Origin of the sequence: Streptosporangium sp. NBC_01810, from assembly GCF_035917355.1 — a bacterium.
Taxonomy (GTDB): Bacteria; Actinomycetota; Actinomycetes; order Streptosporangiales; family Streptosporangiaceae; genus Streptosporangium.
In genome coordinates this window covers 7,614,197-7,630,947 of sequence record NZ_CP109070.1, presented here as the reverse complement: position 1 = coordinate 7,630,947, position 16,751 = coordinate 7,614,197, and the positions used below count along the sequence as shown (strand labels likewise).

General features: G+C 71.3%; 15 protein-coding genes. 9 read left to right on the top strand and 6 right to left on the bottom strand.

Going from position 1 to position 16,751, the window contains the following annotated elements:
• The 4 genes from OIE13_RS34510 to OIE13_RS34495 all read right to left on the bottom strand — a co-directional run bounded on the left by OIE13_RS34510 (position 1) and on the right by OIE13_RS34495 (position 3,845).
• Entirely contained in the window at positions 1 to 606 is a 606-nt protein-coding gene (locus tag OIE13_RS34510; protein WP_326645162.1) for a GOLPH3/VPS74 family protein, read from the bottom strand.
• 453 nt (positions 607 to 1,059) lie between these two features.
• Positions 1,060 to 1,623, bottom strand: a complete 564-nt coding sequence (locus tag OIE13_RS34505; protein ID WP_326645164.1) for a GyrI-like domain-containing protein — start codon at positions 1,621 to 1,623, stop codon at positions 1,060 to 1,062.
• A complete protein-coding gene (locus tag OIE13_RS34500) occupies positions 1,620 to 2,393 on the bottom strand; it encodes a MerR family transcriptional regulator (protein ID WP_326645166.1) in 774 nt (257 codons plus the stop codon). Before OIE13_RS34500 ends, OIE13_RS34505 begins: the two co-directional genes overlap by 4 nt.
• Before the next feature lie 258 nt (positions 2,394 to 2,651).
• On the bottom strand, positions 2,652 to 3,845 hold the full coding sequence (locus OIE13_RS34495; protein WP_326645168.1) for an esterase-like activity of phytase family protein: 1,194 nt from the start codon (positions 3,843 to 3,845) through the stop codon (positions 2,652 to 2,654).
• Between the two features lie 328 nt (positions 3,846 to 4,173).
• On the opposite strand from OIE13_RS34495, the gene OIE13_RS34490 reads away from it, so the two are divergent.
• The 4 genes from OIE13_RS34490 (at position 4,174) to OIE13_RS34475 (ending at position 8,447) form a co-directional block, all read left to right on the top strand.
• Positions 4,174 to 4,425, top strand: coding sequence for a hypothetical protein (locus tag OIE13_RS34490; protein ID WP_326645169.1), 252 nt, complete (start codon positions 4,174 to 4,176; stop codon positions 4,423 to 4,425).
• Between the two features lie 295 nt (positions 4,426 to 4,720).
• Positions 4,721 to 5,278: a helix-turn-helix domain-containing protein gene (locus tag OIE13_RS34485; RefSeq protein ID WP_326645170.1), complete on the top strand. Its 558-nt coding sequence runs from the start codon at positions 4,721 to 4,723 to the stop codon at positions 5,276 to 5,278.
• A complete protein-coding gene (locus tag OIE13_RS34480) occupies positions 5,271 to 6,152 on the top strand; it encodes an SRPBCC family protein (protein WP_326645171.1) in 882 nt (293 codons plus the stop codon). Before OIE13_RS34485 ends, OIE13_RS34480 begins: the two co-directional genes overlap by 8 nt.
• 396 nt (positions 6,153 to 6,548) lie before the next feature.
• Positions 6,549 to 8,447 carry a helix-turn-helix transcriptional regulator gene (locus OIE13_RS34475; RefSeq protein WP_326645173.1) on the top strand — a complete coding sequence of 633 codons (1,899 nt, stop codon included), beginning with the start codon at positions 6,549 to 6,551 and terminating at the stop codon, positions 8,445 to 8,447.
• A gap of 178 nt (positions 8,448 to 8,625) precedes the next feature.
• Here OIE13_RS34475 and OIE13_RS34470 read toward each other — a convergent pair whose 3' ends face one another.
• The gene (locus tag OIE13_RS34470; RefSeq protein WP_326645175.1) at positions 8,626 to 11,220 is read right to left on the bottom strand and encodes a CHAT domain-containing protein; all 2,595 of its coding nucleotides are present in this window, start codon (positions 11,218 to 11,220) and stop codon (positions 8,626 to 8,628) included.
• A 239-nt stretch (positions 11,221 to 11,459) separates the two neighbouring features.
• Between OIE13_RS34470 and OIE13_RS34465 the strand changes: the two genes are divergently transcribed.
• The 3 genes from OIE13_RS34465 (at position 11,460) to OIE13_RS34455 (ending at position 13,993) form a co-directional block, all read left to right on the top strand.
• Entirely contained in the window at positions 11,460 to 12,920 is a 1,461-nt protein-coding gene (locus tag OIE13_RS34465; RefSeq protein WP_326645177.1) for a S8/S53 family peptidase, read from the top strand.
• Between the two features lie 66 nt (positions 12,921 to 12,986).
• Positions 12,987 to 13,562, top strand: coding sequence for an RNA polymerase sigma factor (locus OIE13_RS34460; RefSeq protein WP_326645179.1), 576 nt, complete (start codon positions 12,987 to 12,989; stop codon positions 13,560 to 13,562).
• A complete protein-coding gene (locus OIE13_RS34455) occupies positions 13,559 to 13,993 on the top strand; it encodes a hypothetical protein (protein ID WP_326645181.1) in 435 nt (144 codons plus the stop codon). The genes OIE13_RS34460 and OIE13_RS34455 overlap by 4 nt, the downstream gene beginning before the upstream one ends.
• Positions 13,994 to 14,195: 202 nt before the next feature.
• Here OIE13_RS34455 and OIE13_RS34450 read toward each other — a convergent pair whose 3' ends face one another.
• Positions 14,196 to 15,422: an iron-containing redox enzyme family protein gene (locus OIE13_RS34450; RefSeq protein ID WP_326645183.1), complete on the bottom strand. Its 1,227-nt coding sequence runs from the start codon at positions 15,420 to 15,422 to the stop codon at positions 14,196 to 14,198.
• Between the two features lie 283 nt (positions 15,423 to 15,705).
• On the opposite strand from OIE13_RS34450, the gene OIE13_RS34445 reads away from it, so the two are divergent.
• Entirely contained in the window at positions 15,706 to 16,161 is a 456-nt protein-coding gene (locus OIE13_RS34445) for a hypothetical protein (RefSeq protein WP_326645185.1), read from the top strand.
• 111 nt (positions 16,162 to 16,272) lie between these two features.
• A complete protein-coding gene (locus tag OIE13_RS34440) occupies positions 16,273 to 16,743 on the top strand; it encodes a MarR family winged helix-turn-helix transcriptional regulator (protein ID WP_326645187.1) in 471 nt (156 codons plus the stop codon).
• The last annotated feature ends 8 nt before the right edge of the window (positions 16,744 to 16,751 follow it).

Below are 16,751 nucleotides of genomic sequence, written 5' to 3'. Positions count from 1 at the left end.
TCACCGGCGGCTGATGACGGAGTCACCTACGGCAGCCTCGGTCTGGGCGATCAGTTCCTGGAGCGGCGCCGGGAGGGCGGTGATCGAATCGGAGAGGTATCTCGGGTTCTGCTCCCACAGGACGAGCTGGTTGCCGCCGGTCGCGACGAGCAGCCCCAGCAGGACACTGTCCTGGACGCTGAGTGGCTCACGGCGTTGGATCGCCAGGTTGACGCGTCCGCCGGGCCACGCCGCGATGTTCACGTCGACCGGCATCTGCCTCCGCGACGGGCGTCTGCCGGGCGGGCGCAGCAGCCCGTCGGCGGTCATCCGGGCCGCCACGTCGGCGAGTGCCGCACGGGCGAGGAACTGCAACCAGGTACGGAAGCGGTGTGCGGGTTCGGCGACGATGTGGTCCAGGGCGGTCCTGGTGAGCGCGTCTTCGGGCGGCGCCGCGTTGAGAACGACGAGCCGCATCTGCCCCGCCGCCAATCCCACGGTTATCCGCCCGGCGAGCATCAGTTCTCCCAGGATGGCAGCGGCCAGCCCCAGACCGGTCAGGCGGGCATGAAGCCTCATCCGGCCGGTCGCGTTGTCATGCATGACAAAGAACAGGTCGTTGGCCAATCGGGTTCCTGAAAGATCAACTCCAACCACGAACGGCGATCGTATAGCCAAATTGTTAAATCTGTCATTACACGAATAAAATTCTGGTGCGTAGCGGATAGCTTGGAGCGGGAATCGGAGAAAAAGAAGTCGCCCGTCGGCGACCGAGGCGGAAATGGCCGGAACCTCCGGTCCGAAAGCTCCCGGGAGGGCGCGGACACCCCCTCCCGGAGATCGGCGATCACCTGGATGACCTGGTACGCAAAGGTGAAGGCCCGCTTCACGCCGGTGCGAAGCGGGCCTTCGAAGGTTTTCCTGGCCGGGAAAATCCAGCCGAGCGAGCCGCACGGAGCGGGAATCAGCGGGGCCCGGGGAATTAGTGTCGGTCTTTAATGCGGAAAGTTACGCCGACTGAGGACCGGAATAGCATGGTAACGACTTCCGTACACTCGGTGTCGAATCACGGCCACGGGTTCAGGCGGCGCGAACGGGCTGGCGGAGTACGGTCATCATCTTCTCCGGGTCGGTCTCCCCGGTATCGGACAGGTAGATCTCGTGGTGCAGGCCGTTCGGGACCAGCCCCTCGCTCCGCATCAGCGCGTCCATCCTGGCGAGGGTCTTCGGCTCCTCCGCGTACGGCCCGCGGTGCAGGACCTGCACGCACAGTCCCTCGGTGAAGGTGACGAACTGCACCCTGGCGGCGGCCGGGTGCCCCGCGGACTGGCGCGCCTCGTCGGCCCACGCCTCGTCCACCGGCTCCGGCAGCCGCAGGAACAGGTGCCACCACCACTCCTCGCGCGGCACGTCGAGCGGCGGCCGCTCGTCCTCGGCCCACCAGCGGCCTTCCAGGGGCGGCATCCCGAACGGCCGCACGGAGCGGGCCGCGATGCCGAGCAGCGCCCCGGCGACGGCGTACAGCGCTCCCACGCTCGTCGTGTAGGCGGGCCCGCCCGGCGCTCCCTGCCCGGTGACCGAGAGCCCGCGCGCGGGGCCGAACTCCACCACTTCGGGATCGTCCTCGGCCGAATACCAGTTCATTCTGAATCCTCCAGTTTGATCATCAGATGGGTCACCAGCCGGTCCTGCGGCGTGGTGATGGGATTGGAGACGTACACCTCGCGCAGCGGGCCTTCGGGCGTGTGCCCGCGCTCGCCCACCCAGGCGAGCAACGCGTGCGCGGTGAGCGGGATCTGGTGGTAAGAACCGACGTGCGTCACCGAGGCGTACAGACCGCCGGGCAGGACGTCCGGGGACGTCCCCGGCACGTCCTCGGACGTCTCCACGGCGACGGCCACGGCGAGCTCCGGCGCGAGGTCGAGCGGGAACAGCCCGATCATCAGTCCCCTCGGATCACCCACGGCGGCGAGCAGCCGGGCCACACACGCCGAGGTGACGGCGCCGATCTGGTCCAGTGTCGCGATGTCCCTGACGACGGCCACCCGCCGGGCGGGCTCGCGGACCACCGTCACCTCCGGCCGGTGCAGGCCCTCGGAGAGGATGCGTTCGAGCGCGGTGAAGTTGCGCTCGCGGCGCGCCAGATCGGCCTCCATCCGGTCGCGTACGTCACCGAGCGCACCCGTGTCGCCGGACAGCACCCGCCCGATCGAGGGCAGCGGTACGTCGATGGAGCGGAGCAGGCTGATCAGCATCGCGGCGCGTGCCTGGTCCGGCCGGTAGTAGCGGTAGCCGGTGTCCGGATCGACGTGGTCCGGGGTCAGCAGGCCCAGCTCGTCGTAGTGCCGCAGCTGCTTGACGCTGAGCCGGCAGAGCCTCGCGAACCGCCCGATCGGCAGGTATCCCTCGTTCACGCCATCAGCATGGAGGCTCCCACAGTGGGAGGGTCCAACCGGGCGAGAATCGATCGAGCCGGAAGGGCGGTCGGCTCAGCGAGGTTCGGCAGCTCGGGAACCGACCGAGCCGGAAGGCCGGAGATCGCATCCGGGGATCCTCGCCGCACATGGACCGGCGCGGCCGGGACCCGTGTCGTGGGTCCCGGCCGCGCCGGAGTCTTTCAGCGTCCGGGTAGGTGCCGACCGCCCTGTCCGGGCGGCCTCACCTCGCGGCGGTCAGCAGCCCCTGGCCGCGAAGGCCAGAAACTGGGTGACCTCCTGCTCGCTGAAGTTGTCGTCGGAGCCGACCACCAGCGTGCACTCACCGTTGCGCAGGCGCGGTCCCCAGGCGAGGCTCTCCAGGTTCTGCACCGGTGTCCGCACCGTGCCGAGGTCGGAGACCAGGCGCTTGGAAACCGGGCGGTACGGGCGACCGGTCGACAGGCTGTCCCTGTTCAGCACGTTCGTGGCACCGCGCAGGTCGATCTCGTACAGCTTGACCTTGTAGTTGACGCCCTCGATCCAGGAGCGTTCGAGGGCGAGGTAGCGGTAGTCGTCGATCGCCAGGATCTCCGAGACGCCGCTGTCGGACTGGCCGGTCGGCGGGATCGGCGCCGCCGGCAGCGGGTCGATCGGGTAGGCGTACTGCCCGCGCGGCCTGCCGTCGCGGCTCCACACGGTGATGCGGGCCGGGGCGCCCCGGGTGGCGGTCGGCGGCTCGCCGTCCTCGTACCTGGGGCCTTCCGTGACCGCCGTGATGGTGCGCGCCGTGGAGGTCAGGCCCTCGAAGCCGAAGTTGCGCCGGGGGCCGCTGTTGGTGGCGGTCATCTTCATGTTGCGGGGGGTCGTCAGCTCTCCGAGGTGGCGGCCTCGGGGGCTGGTCCAGCGGACGAACAGGTCGGAGACCGGAATCTCGGGATGTGTCGCGTCCGGCCGGTCGCCCTCGTCACCCCAGAGCAGCTGGTTGCTCCACCGGTCGAAGCGGATCGTCTCGGGATCGGCGGCCCCGGCCTGGCCATAGGCGGGGTAGGGGGTGCCGTCGGAGCGCCGCAGGGTGGTGACCCCGGTGAGGTTCACCCCGGTGAACGCTCCGGTGACCGGGTTGATGTCGAGGCGGCCGGTGTAGAAGCGGGCCGGGTTGTAACGCGCCCGGTCGTCGGAGACGAAGTACCAGGTGCCGGTGCGTGGGTCACGGTCGATGCCGGAGAAGCCACCGACCGTGGTTCCCCGGAACCGCATCTTGTTCGGCAGGCGCTGCTCGCCGAGGAAGCGGGTGATCCGGACCCCCCTCGTGGGCGCCGCGGCCTCCGACCGGGCGTCCGCCGTCGACCGTCGGGCGTCCGCCGTCGACGCCTGCGCGCCGACGGCCCCGAGGCTGACCGCCGTCGCGAACACGGCCGCGATCGCCGTGATTCTTCGCGAATTGGCCATATGACTCTCCTCATCCCAGAAAAGATCCCGAAGGACTGGCGGGAATATGAGATCGCGGATTGCTGAGAATATCCACGAGAATCAGCATCTGATTGCTCATTGGCCGCTCAATGACAAGGAAGAACCAGCCATTTTTCATGCATTTTCAGTTTTGAAGTCAAGGATTACGACAATGCGCTCGAAAGCATGTGAGCAGGGCATCCCACCACCGTCGACCAGATGACCGACCGCCCGTCGGATGCGGGTCCGGGGGCGCGTGTACGGCGGGAGTACGCTCGAAGGGACGCCGACAACCCCGCCGGGTCTCACCCACACTGGACGGCGAATCATGGCGGACATCGAACCCACGTGCGAGCTGCATCTACGGATCGCCGGGCAGCCCCATGACCTGATGCTGCGCCTGCACGGCCACGAACCCACCGAGGACGACGTGGCGAGCTGGATGCGGGCCGGTTCCGTGATCAGGCTCCAGGTCACGGAGACGGCCGGCCGGACCCCGCACACCATGCTGGTGAATTTCGGCAGCGTGGTTTTTGCCTGGATCTGTCCTTACCGGACCACCCGAGGGGTAAATCTGTGAAATCGGGTTGCCGCCCCAGGCCGAACGCGGGTTCAGGATAGACCCAACAATGGCCGATTATTTGCATATTTATCGTGACATAATGGATTTCTCAGCACCCACCTGTCATTTCTCAGCACCCACCCGTTCCACCCGGCGCGGGCTCGTGACCTTCGACTCCACCCTGGCCACCACCTCGCCGACGCGCCCGCGTGCCCCCGCTCGCCCTTCCCGGGGGCGACGCGCCCGGGAGGCGGGCGAACCTCCTCGCGCATCATTGACAAAATAGAATTTTATGTACAGGATCAATTTTGCGATGAGAGATGTCCTGTATCTGGAACAGATCGATCAGGCCGAGGCGCTGCTCAAGCCGCAGCGCATCGAGGTGCTGAGGAAGCTCGCCGAGCCGCGCTCGTGCACCGAGGTGGCGGCCCTGCTCGACCAGACCCCGCAGCGGGTCTACTACCACGTCAAACGCCTGGTGGAGGCGGGCCTGGTCACCCAGGTGTCCGAGCGCAGGGTGCGCGGCATCCACGAGGGCGTCTACCAGGCGAGCGCCCGCTCGTACTGGCTCTCGCCCCGTCTCGTCGGCCGGATCGGCCTGCGCAGAACCCGGGACGAGCTGGGCCTGGGCTACCTGCTGGACCTCATGGAGGAGGTCCAGGCCGACATCGGCGCGCTGGACAGAACCGCGCCCGAGCTGCCGTCCGTCGGCGTGTCCGGCGAGATCCGCGTGCCGCCGGAACGGCGTCAGGAGTTCCTGAACGACCTCCAGTCCACTCTGCAGGACCTTTTCACCCGCTACGGCGGCACCGAAGGTGACGCCTTCAAGCTCGCCGTGGCCTGCTACCCCAAGGGAGAACCCCGTGAGTGAGCCGATGAGCCTGAACGCACGCGTGGCCGCACCGCTCAAGGCGGTCCATCACGCCCTGACCGACCCGGGCGAGCTGAGGATCTGGCTGGCCGAGCACGCCGAGGTCGAACTGCCGCACCGGTATGAGTTCTGGGGGCGCCACACCCCCGAGGGGCATGCGCCCCACCAGCGCCCGCTGCACGTCGACGACCACACGCTGCGCCTGTCGTGGCTGCTCGACGGCGAGGAGACGACGGTCGAGATCCGTCTGGAGGAGGAGAGCGCGGAGTCGACCACCCTGTCGCTCTCCCAGACCCATTTCGACTTCCGGGAGGCGCTCTCCGGCAACGGCGGCGTCCGGGGGACGCTGCAGACGTTCTGGTGCCTGTCGATCGCGAACCTGGTCGACCACTTGGAGGGCCGCGAGCTCACCCCGAAGTGCGACTTCACCTCCCCGCGAATGCGGGAGCGATTCCTCATCGGCGCCTCGCCCGAGGAGGTGTACGACTCGCTCGTCGACTCTGGGAAGTTCAGCCGGTGGTTCGGCTACCGGATCGACATCGAGCCGTACGTCGGCGGCCGCTTCGCCATGGGCGGCTTCGAGGCGGACGAGGCACCGGGAAAGGTCGTCGAAGTGGAGCCGGGCCGCAGGTTCTCCCTGGAGTGGCCGGGCTTCGGCGTCTCCACCTGGGAACTGGAGGGCTCGGACGGCGCGACCCGGCTCACCTTCATGGAGAGCGGCTTCGATGAGGGCAACCCTCCTTACGCCGGGTGGATGGGCTGGCTCAGCGGCATCGCCGAGCTGCGCCGCTTCCACGAGCTGAGCGACTGGCAGCCGGTCTGGTTCGACTTCCAGGCCCCCGGCCTGCCCAAGGAGACCACCGCGAGCAGATGACCACGCGCCGCCTGCCCAAGGAGACCACCGCGAGCAGATGACCACGCGCCGCCTGCCCAAGGAGACCACCGCGAGCAGATGACCACGCGCCGCCTGCCCAAGGAGACCACCGCGAGCAGATGACCACGCGCCGCCTGCCCAAGGAGACCACCGCGAGCAGATGACCACGCGCCGCCTGCCCAAGGAGACCACCGCGAGCAGATGACCACGCGCCGCCTGCCCTCGGGGCCGCCCGGCGGCGGCCGTTCGGGACACCGGTGAGGCACGAGGGCCGGAATCTTTTTGGCTGCGGCCCGACACCTCACGAGGACCAGTGGTTCGGGACACCGGTGGGCACGAGGGCTGGAATCCCCGGTTCCACCTGTATCAAGGGCGGGCTCCGTGGCTCATACCGCTGTGAGAAACCCACGGTCTGCCTGGCCGTTCACGGCCAGGACTGAGGAGCTCGATCTCGTACGGCGGAGCCTGTCGGCCGGTCACCGGGGAATCGTCGTGACCGGCGCGGCGGGAAGCGGCAGGAGCCGCCTGGCCGCCGAGGCGGTGCCCGAGGCGATGTGCGAGCAGGTGTGCGTCGTGGACGACGCCCACCTGCTCGACGACGCCTCGGCCAACCTGGTCCACGACCTGGCACTCAGCGGACGTACCCGCCTGCTCGTCACGGTCAGGGAGGGCGAGCCCGTGCCGGAGGGCGTCTCCAGGCTCTGGGAGGAGAACCTTCTGCCGCGCCTGGTGCTGGCCCCCCTGACGGAGAGCGCCTGCGCCGAGCTCCTGAAGCGGGCGGTGGGCGGCTACGTGGACGCCCTCACCGTCCGGCGCCTGTACCGGGCGAGCTGCGGCGACCTGCGGCTCCTGCGCGAGCTGGTCGTCGCCGTCCACGCCGGTGGAGACCTGAGCCATGTGTCGGGCACGTGGACCTGGCGGGGCACGCCACCGATGACCGCGCGCGTCCGGGAGCTGGTGGAGGAGACGATCCGCGACGTCGACGAGGAGGAACGGTACGCGCTGGAGCTCGTCGCGTCCGGCGAGCCGCCGGGCGCGGGCGTGCCGGGCGCCCTCGTAGCCCCCGCCGTCCTCGAACACCTGCGGGTGAAGGGGCTCGTCACCGTGGACGACCGGCTCGCTGTCCGGCTCGCCCACCCGCTGCACGGCCCGGTGCTGCGGGCCGCCGCGGAGCGTCCCCTCGCGGGCGGGCCTTCCGGCGGGCGACGGCCCCCGAGGTCCTCGGTGCTGGCGGCCGAGTGCGAGGAACTGGCCGCACGCGCGTACGCGGGAAGGCTCGCGGAGATACCTCGGGGCGTCGGCGAGCGGATGGCCGAGGACGACACCGGCTGGGACGAGCCCGCGATGCCGGAGTTCTGCGCGCAGCGCGCCCGCGTCGCCCGGCTCCGCGGGGAGACCCGCGAGGCCATGGCCTGGAGCCGCGAGGGACTGCGCCGTTCTCCCCACCACCGCGCCTGCCTGGCCGAACTCGCCCACGCCGCCGCCTACGTCGGCGACCTGACCACGGCCTGGCAGGCCCTCTCGCACGGCCCGTCCCTCCCCGGGGAGGCGCGGACGCGTTCATGGCAGACGGTCCACAGGCGGCTTCCGGTACCCGCGCGAAACGCGCGGTCGCGGGCATCCGCCACAGGCGCCCAACGGACACCCGCCCAAGACGCCCGGTCGTGGGCGTTCGCCGCCGAGGGGGCGCTGACCTGGGCGCTGGCCGCCGAGGGAGACCTCGGCGGCGCCCTGCGGTCCGCACCCGGCATCGCCGGAGACGACCTGTTCGCCCTGCACGACCTGTTCGCCCTGCACGACGTGGTACGGCTCGGCGCCCCCGAGCTGGTCGCCGATCGGCTCGGGGAGCTGGCCGACCACGCGGAGGGGGATCTCGCTCCCCTGCTGGCGCGGCACGCCCGCGCGCTGACCCGGCGGGACGGGGACGCCCTGGACAAAGTGGCGCGGGGGCTCTTTGACCTCGGCCTGATGCTGCACGCCGCGGAGGCGTACGCGCACGCCTCCCTCGTCCATTCCGACCGGCACGCCTCGCAGACATCCAGGAACCGGGCCTCGGCGCTGGCGGGCGCCTGCCAGGGAGCGCGCAGCTCCGTGCTGGTCAACCTCGCGCTGCCGAGGCTGACCGCCCGCCAGCGGCAGATCGTCAGCCTCGCCGCGACGGGCCTGACCAACCGGCAGATCGCCGAGCAGCTCACGGTGTCGATCCGCACGGTCGCCAACCACCTGTGCGACGCCTACGCGCGGCTCGGCAGCAGCGACCGCGCCGGCCTGGAAAGGCTCTTCACCGTTGGCTAGCCCCGTTTTCCGCACGTGCCGCATCGTTGCAGGTCAGCAGCTACACCTGCTCCAGTGCAGCAGGTAACCACCCCAGGTCGATCGGGATCATGTGCAGAATGCAGGGCTAGCCGTACTGCCCGCACAAGTTGGGTACGGCAAGTGCGGCGACTCAGCGGAACGGACCCGGCAGGGCCTGTCAGGCCGCCCCGATGGCGGAGAAGGACCAGCCCGTCGCGCGGTGAAGCGCGTCGCCGGGCATCGACAGCCTGGCATCGCGCAGGGCCTCGGCCATGCTCAGACCGCGCCGCAGCCCCTCGTGCAGGGCGAGCATCAGCGGCACCACCGCCTCGTCGTCGACCGGCACCGGACTCGCCACGATCCCGGCCGTGCCCAGCGGCAGCAGCGCGGTGGCGAGGCCGAGCAGCTCGTTCGCGCCGACCGGTTGCAACCTGCCGGAGTCACAGCTGGACAGGACGATCCGGTACGGGGCGCTGCGGAGCCGTTCGAGATCGTGCACCGTGAGCGGGCCGTCGTCCATGCCCAGGGAGGAGAACATCGGGCTGTCGGAGCGGAAGGTGCCGTGCGCGGCGATGTGGGCGAGCCTGCTGCCGTCGAGCGCCGCGAGCACGGCCGAGGCGACCGCGGTGCCGTTCTCCAGCACCGTCGCCTCGCCGTACCACGCGGCCAGGGGCGGGATCTCGGCGCCGCCCGTCGCCAGTCCCGGGCCTCTGACCAGCACGACCCGCTCCCGCGACGGCGACGGCTCGATCCGCCTGGCGCGGAGCCAGGCGCTCGCCGACGGCGACACGCTCAGCACCCGCGTCCCCAGCGCGGGCAGCAGCGCCCAGGGCACGCCGTGCAGCCTGCCCGGCGGTACGACGACCACCGGTCCTTCCCCGAGGTGTCGCACCGCGGGGCCGAGCAGCGACTCCTGGAGGCGGCGCCCGCCGGCTTCGAGGATGGGCAGCCTGGCCGCGGAGCCCCCGTACGCGATCCTGCTGAGACCCGCGCGGGCGTGGTCGGCGTCGATCGCCGCGTCGGCCAGTCGTCCCGCGGCGAACCTGCGCACCCGCCCCCGGCCGCAGAGCAGGACGTGCAGGTCTCCGTCGACGGCGACGATCTCGATCAGCCACCCGTCGCCGAGTTCGCCGAGCAGGGCGCCCGCGTCGAAGTGGTGCCCGTCGGAGCCGCCCTCACCGCGCATCCGGAGCGTCCGGTCGCGGATCCCCTTCTCCAGCCGCCGCTGCTCGCGCTCCAGCACGGGGGCCGGGCTGCCTTTCTGCCGCGCCGCCTCGATCCGGCTGCTGATCTCGCGGAAGGCCGTCACGTCGCGGAGCAGCTCGGGATCGTCCGGTGGCCGGGTGGGCGGGACCGCCAGCACCGTGGCGCGCCAGCGCTCGCTCCAGCCGAGGAAGCGGCGGGGGCTCCCTCCGGCGAGGGCCGCCCGCTGCGCGAGCACGGCCAGCTCCGCCCCCTGCGCGGTGGCCCGCGCCCGCAGCTCCGAGGCGCCCAGCGTCATCCTGTACTCGTCCAGCAGGTCGAGCCCCCGGCGGCAGGCGTCCAGCGCGCCGCGGGTCCGCCCCGCCGCCGCCGCCCGCAGCGCCTGCGCCACCCAACCGTCCACCCGGGCGAGGGCGGGCCCGCGCGCCCTGCCCCTGGCCGCGGCGGCCAGGTACCGTTCGGCGTCCGCGCCGGCGCCGAGGGCGAGGGCGGTACGGCCTGCCAGCAGCGACGCCTGGACCGCCTCGGGGGAGTGCAGCTTCGCCAGCCGCAGGGCGACCGCGGCGGCGTCGCGTACCGAACGGGCGGAGATCTCGCCCGCCGCGAACCTGGCCTGGACCAGTACCAGCCGGGCGTGGGCCTGCCACCAGTCGCGGCGCTGGCTGGAGAACAGCCGGACGGCCGCGCTCGCGCGGACGGTCGCCGCGTGCGGCTCACCCGCCGCGATCGCGGCCCGCGCGGCGATCAGGAGGAGTTCGGCGCCGCGGGTCGTCTGCCCTCCCGTACGGTTCAGCAGCTCCGTGGCGGCGTCGGCCTCCTCCAGCGCCTCGCGTGCCAGCCCGGCCGCCAGGAGCACCTCGCACCGCCGGATGTGCAGTACGAACATGGGCGTGCCGAGGGCCTCGTACCGGCTCGCGGCCTCGTCGAAGTGGCGCAGCGCCGCGGGGAGGTCGCCGGACCTGAACGCCGCCAGCCCTCGGCTCTCCACCGCGTCGGCCTTGTCGTGCTCCTGGTCCGTGGTGTCCCACAGCCGCTCGGCGGCGACGAAGTCGGTCTCGGCCCGCTCCACGGACCCCATGGCCAGGTGGACCGTCGCCCTGAGCGTGAGCGCGCGGGCGGTCCAGATCGTGTCCTGTGCCCGGCGCAGGGCGGGAATGGCCCGGCGCAGGTCGTCGAGCGCCTCACGGTGCCCGCCGAGGACCCACCAGGCGTAGCCGCGCCGGAACAGCACGCGGGCGCCGGTGAGTCCGCCGCCCCTCTCGACCGCCGCCTCCAGCGCCGCCATCCCCTGCCTGGTACGGCCCGCGTGAATGAGGGCGGCCCCCAGGGTCGCCAGCACGTCCGCCTCACGGTCCGGGGAGCCGGACCTGACCGCCAGGGTGCGGGCCCGCCGCAGATGGCCGATCGCCACCGCGAGGTCGCCGAAGTCGCGCTGCCAGATGCCGATCACCTGGTGGGCGACGGAGGCGTCACGAAAGGACGGGGTGCCCGCCAGCACGGCCCGTGCTCCGGCCAGCGCGTCGGCGGGCCGGGCGAACACCAGGGGCAGCAGATCGAGCGGATTTCCCACGGAAGGCGGGGTCCGCGGGCTTCCCCCGGTCACGGATCGATGTTAGACGTGGTGTGTTCAGGGCGTCCATGCCGCGGAACCCCCAAGCGAGGAGGGCGCGTCCCCGTGCCGGCGGTCCCGCTCGGCTCCGGACCCGCCGTCCATGCCGTGAGGCTCGTACGACGGAGGTGTATCAACCGGGCGCCCGGTGACTCTTGCCCATGGCGACGTGCGGAATCTCCGAGACAGGAACGGTGAACATGGCACCAGACAGGTTCCAGGAACAGTTCGACCAGATCCAGGCCGCCGTGGGGGAGAAGACCGTGCTCGCGGCGGGCCCCGAGGGCTCGCCCAGCTTCCTCTACGAGAAGGGCTACGTCCTCGCCAGGCGGGACGAGACCCACGAGGTCACCCGGGCGATCCGGGAGGCGTTCCGCCGGGATCGCGGCAGCGACCAGGACGTGGAGCCGGAGGAGCTGGACGGTCCGGGCGGCCTGCTCAAGATCCGGGTCGGGAAACCGGACAAGAGGGCGCGCTGGAGCGACCGGGACGTGTCGGACGCGCTGCGGGCGGTCAAGCAACTGGAGCGTGCCAACCGCCGCCGGATGGTGTCCAGGAACCACATCGTGTCCATCGCGGCGGTGAACTGCTGCCCCGGTGACGAGCCGGTTCCGGTGGCCCGGTGCCAGCCGCCCAACCCCGCGGTGGCCGAGCAGGTGGCCGGCTCGGGAGGCGAGACGAGGGCCACGCCGGTGTCCGTTCTGGTGGTCGACACCGGGCTGGTGGAGAACCACAGGTCGCACCCGTGGCTGAGCCGCGTCAAGGGCAAGGGCAAGGAGATCGAGCTGGACGGGGAGGGGATCCTCAAGCAGTACGTCGGCCACGGCACCTTCATCGCCGGGCTGGTCAGCGCCGTCGCGCCCGGCGCCGACGTCACGGTGCACGGGACGCTGGTCGACGCGGGCGCCATCCCCGAGAAGGAGCTGGGGGACCTGCTGCTCGGCGGGATGCTGCCGGAGGGGAGGTGGCCGGACATCATCAACCTGTCCGCGGGAACCCCGACCACGGACGCGGAGCCCCTCCTCGGACTCGAGCGCTTCATGCGCAAGCTGGTGATCGACCACCCGGAGACGCTGCTCGTGGCGGCGGCGGGGAACAACGGCAGTGACGAGAGGTTCTATCCCGCGGCCTACGCCGACGACCCCGACTACGCCGACGCCGTCGTGTCGGTGGGCGCGCTGAGAAAGGACGGCCGGTCCCGCGCGTGCTTCAGCAACCACGGGCCGTGGGTGAAGGTGTACGCGCCCGGGGAGCGCCTGGTGAGCGCCTTCACCGCGGTGGACGACACCCCGGTGCCGTACGACTACCAGCACTCGACCTACGACCACTGCCGGTTCGGTTTCAGCTACGACTGCACCTGCCAGTTCCCCCCGCACCGGGGTGAGCTCACCGAGAGGATGGCGGCGTCGCCCGCCGCGATCCGCGAGCGCGTCGTGTTCGACGGGCTGGCCCAGTGGAGCGGCACCTCCTTCGCCACGCCCCTGGTCGTCGGCATGATCGTCAACCACATGGCGCGGAACAACGTGACCGGTTCCCGGCGGGCCGCCGCCGAGCTGCTGGCAGGCCCCCTGTCCCGCGGCGGGGCGCCGGACCCGGTCGCCCCCTCCCTCATCCCCTCCACCTGGACGCCGTCGAGCGTGCAAAATGTCCCGGTCGTGTGAAAACCGATACGGCCGGATCGGCCCTCCGTCGTACGATGACAGTCCCGAGGGCAAGGGGACGTCACCGTGGATCGAGACTCGACCGGCATCCTCTTCCGTGCCGCGGTGGACGGGGATACCGCGGCGTGGAAATCCCTGGTGGAGGGCCTCAGCCCACTCGTGTGGTCCATCGTGCGCGCCCACGGGCTGAGAGACGCGGACGCGCAGGAGGTCTACCAGACGACCTGGTTCCGGCTCGCGCAGAACCTCGCGCGGATCCGCGAGCCGGACAGGGTCGGGGCGTGGCTGGCCAGCACGGCGCGGCACGAGTGCGTCAAGGTGATCAGGACCGCCCGGCGGATCTCGCCGAGCGACGACCCCGAGGTGTTCGATCGCACCGTCGAGAGCCACACGCCTGAGCAGGCGGTGATCGACGCCGAGGAGGCATCGATGGAGCGGGAGCGGATGCGAGCCACCTGGCAGTCGTTCCAGGAGCTCGGCGAGAACTGCCGGCGGCTGCTGCGGCTGCTCATGGCCTCGCCCCCGGTCAGCTACCAGGAGGTGTCGGCGACGCTCGGCATCGCCGTCGGGAGCATCGGGCCGATCAGGCAGCGCTGCCTGCGGCGGCTGCGCGTCCTCCTCGCGGAACGGGGCTTCCGATGAGCGACGACGTGCTTGAGGCGGAGTTGCGCCGCGCCGTCGAGCTGTTCGATCCCGTTCCCTCCGACCTCCTGCAGCTCGCCGTCGAGGCCTACGCGCTGCGTATGCTCGACGCCGAGCTGGCCGAGCTCGCCTTCGACTCCCTGAGCGAGCCCTCACGGGTGCGGGGAGAGGGACAGCCTCGGCTGCTCACCTTCCAGGGCGCGGGGCTGACCGTCGACCTGGAGGTCACCGTGACCGCCGGCGGGGGGCGCGTGGTGGGCCAGCTGATGCCGCCGCGTCCCGCGGAGGTCGAGCTCCTCGGGCACCATCCGGTCGCGCTGGCCGTCGACGAGCTGGGCAGGTTCGTCCACGACGACGTCCCCGCCGGGCCTTTCAGTCTCCGCTGCCACCTCGCGGGCGCGACCGTCGTCACCGAGTGGATCACCCTCTGACCGCGGCCCACTCGCTTTCGCGCACCCGGCCGGGTCCCCTCGGGTCCCCTCGGGTCCCGATGCCCGGATGAGGGCTGCCCGCCCGCTGATTCCCGGTGTTCGTCTGATTCCCGGTGTTCGTCTGATTCCCGGTGTTCGTCTGATTCCCGGTGTTCGTCTGATTCCCGGTGTTCGTCTGATTCCCGGTGTTCGTCCGGGCGGGTCAACGAGCCGCCGTGCCCGCCTCCCGCAGTGACGAGACGCCCCGCCGCCAGTGGCTCATGACGTGCTCGGCGAAGAGCCGATCCAGGGTCAGCGCGCAGGCCGCCCCGTACAGGACGTCACCGGCCCGCGAGGGGTGCTGCCGCGCGAACCCGCCGCACATGTCGTGCGCGGCGATCTGCTCGGGTACGGCGTCGGCCCGCACGTGCTCGTCGTAGAAACGGCTCGCCGCCTCGTCTCCCCCCAGCCTCCGCAGCCCTCTGGAGTAGCGACGGTTGGGGACCGAGGAGGTCATCGCGGAGGCCGCCAGATGGCCGAGCAGCGCTCCGAGGTGACGCCGGTGGAGCCCGAACAGCGACATCGCGTTGGAGACGGCCAGCGTGATCGCCGGGACTCGGTCGAGATGGGCGCCGTAGGAGTCGTCCATGCCCAGTCGGCGCATGGTGGTCCGGAACAGCTCCGAGTGCATCCGCTCGGCGTGCCCGCCGCCGTACTCGCCCGCCTGGATCTCCACCAGTGCCGCCTTGGGACGGCCGCTCAGCCGGGGGATCGCCCAGGTGTACGGATCGGCCTCCTTCAGGTGGCGGATCGACCGGTGCGCGACGAACTCGCGGAACTGCGCGAGGTCGGCCTGCCGCTGGAGGAACCCCGGCAGGTCGGGGCCGTCGACGGCGGCGGCCACCAGCTCGGTCAGGGCCTGGCGCATGTGCTCGGGCCGCTGGGTGGGCGGGCACGGCACGGCCCGCGCCAACCCTTCCTCGAACCGTGCCTCCAGGATCTCCCGCACCTCCAGCAGCGAGGGGTTCCACTCCCACCGCTCGTCCACCCCCTCGAAGCCACGGTGGTGCAGCTCGTAGCAGACGAAGAGCGCCAGCTGCACGTCCTCGTCCGCGAGGACCGGCCCCGCGAAACGGGCGGGGAACGACAGGAGCGGAAGCGACAGCAGGCCGAAGCGGTGCGGCGGGTGCACCAGCCGTTCGAAGAGCAGGGTGCTGATCGGGCCCCGCGCGGCGGGCAGCGCCGGAGCCCTGCCCGAAACCGGCACCGGCACCGGCACCGGCAGATCCAGCGTGTCCGGGCGCTCGACGAGTTTCGAGCGCGCCGGGGACTTCGGAGGCCTCAGAGGCCTGCCCGCACCCCCGGGTGAATCGTTCACCGTGATGCCGCCGTCGTGAACGTCGGCGATGCGCCGCCCGTAGTGAGCGGACGCGTCGAACCCACGCGCCATGCGTCCCCCGTTCGATGCCCCCGATCGGTCCGATGCCCACCCCGGAGCCCTCGAAAACTCCCCCAAGATCACTCCTTCTTCCCGACGGCCAGCAGAAACCACGAAATATGCGGATATTCAGCCTGGGCCGCCTGCTGAGCGGACGAGTACCGGGGCCGGAAACGGGCAGGCGGCGGTACCGAGACAGCACGACGCCGGGGGTGATCCGGGGGAAAACGCGGTGCCCCGGCGCGGGGGAACGGGGAAACGCCGGTCTCCCCGTACGGGAAGGTACGGTCAGCTCATGTCCGAGCGCAGCATGCCGCACGACCTCGCCGCCTGGGCGTGCCCCCACGGGCAGGACGCTCGCCGGGGTTGCACGACCTGCTACGAGGAGTCGACCGACGGCGACCAGACCTACCCCTTCTGGGAGGTCGCCGCATGGTTCACCACCTCGCGGCCGATCCCGATAAGAACGCTCCAGGACGCACACCACCACGGCCGCCATTTCGCCCTCGACCAGCCGTCCACGCCGCTGGTCTATCTCCTGACCGGCCGCGCCCGCGCGGGTGACAGCGTGCAGGCGATCGCGGGCGTCGTCGGCTTCCTGCTGCACAACCGGCACGTGGTGGCCGACTTCACCGTGACCGAGACCCGCGCCACCCGCCGCTCGCCCGGTACCGCCGGCGCGCCCAACGCGACCCGCCAGACCGACAAGTGGCTCCAGGACCCGCGCCGCCCCGACGGGCGCCTGCGGTGAAGGCCCCACCGGCGCGGACCTCCGAGGTCCGCCACCCCGTGGATGACAGGTACGGCGAGAGTCCCTAAGCTCGACAACACCATTGTCGAAACAGCGAGGCGGGAGGCGATCGTGCCGGCCGACCCTCCGGGCTTCGAGCTCCCGCTCCGGCTCTTCCTCGGCTTTCGGATGCTCATTGACGAGCTCCACGCGGAGCTCGCCCGCCAGGGACACCCCGACATGCGCCCGATGCATGGGTTCGTCCTGCAGGCGATCGGCTCCGAGGGCACCACGGCCGTGGAGCTCGGCCGGCGATTGGGCGTCTCCAAGCAGGCGGCGGGCAAGACCGTGGACACCCTGGAGCACCTGGGCTACGTCGAGCGGTGCTCCGACCCCGGCGACGCCCGCCGCAAGATCGTGCGGCTCACCGAGCGGGGCTTCGACAGCCTCGCCCGGTCGGCACGCATCTTCGAGGACCTGCGCGCGGGCTGGGCAAGGACCCTCGGCGAGGACCGCCTGCGCGCCCTGGAGGCCGACCTGCGCGCCGTGACCCCGGCGGACGCCTTCCGGCTCGACGTCCCCGGCTGGTTCGGCGGCTACTGACCGCTAGG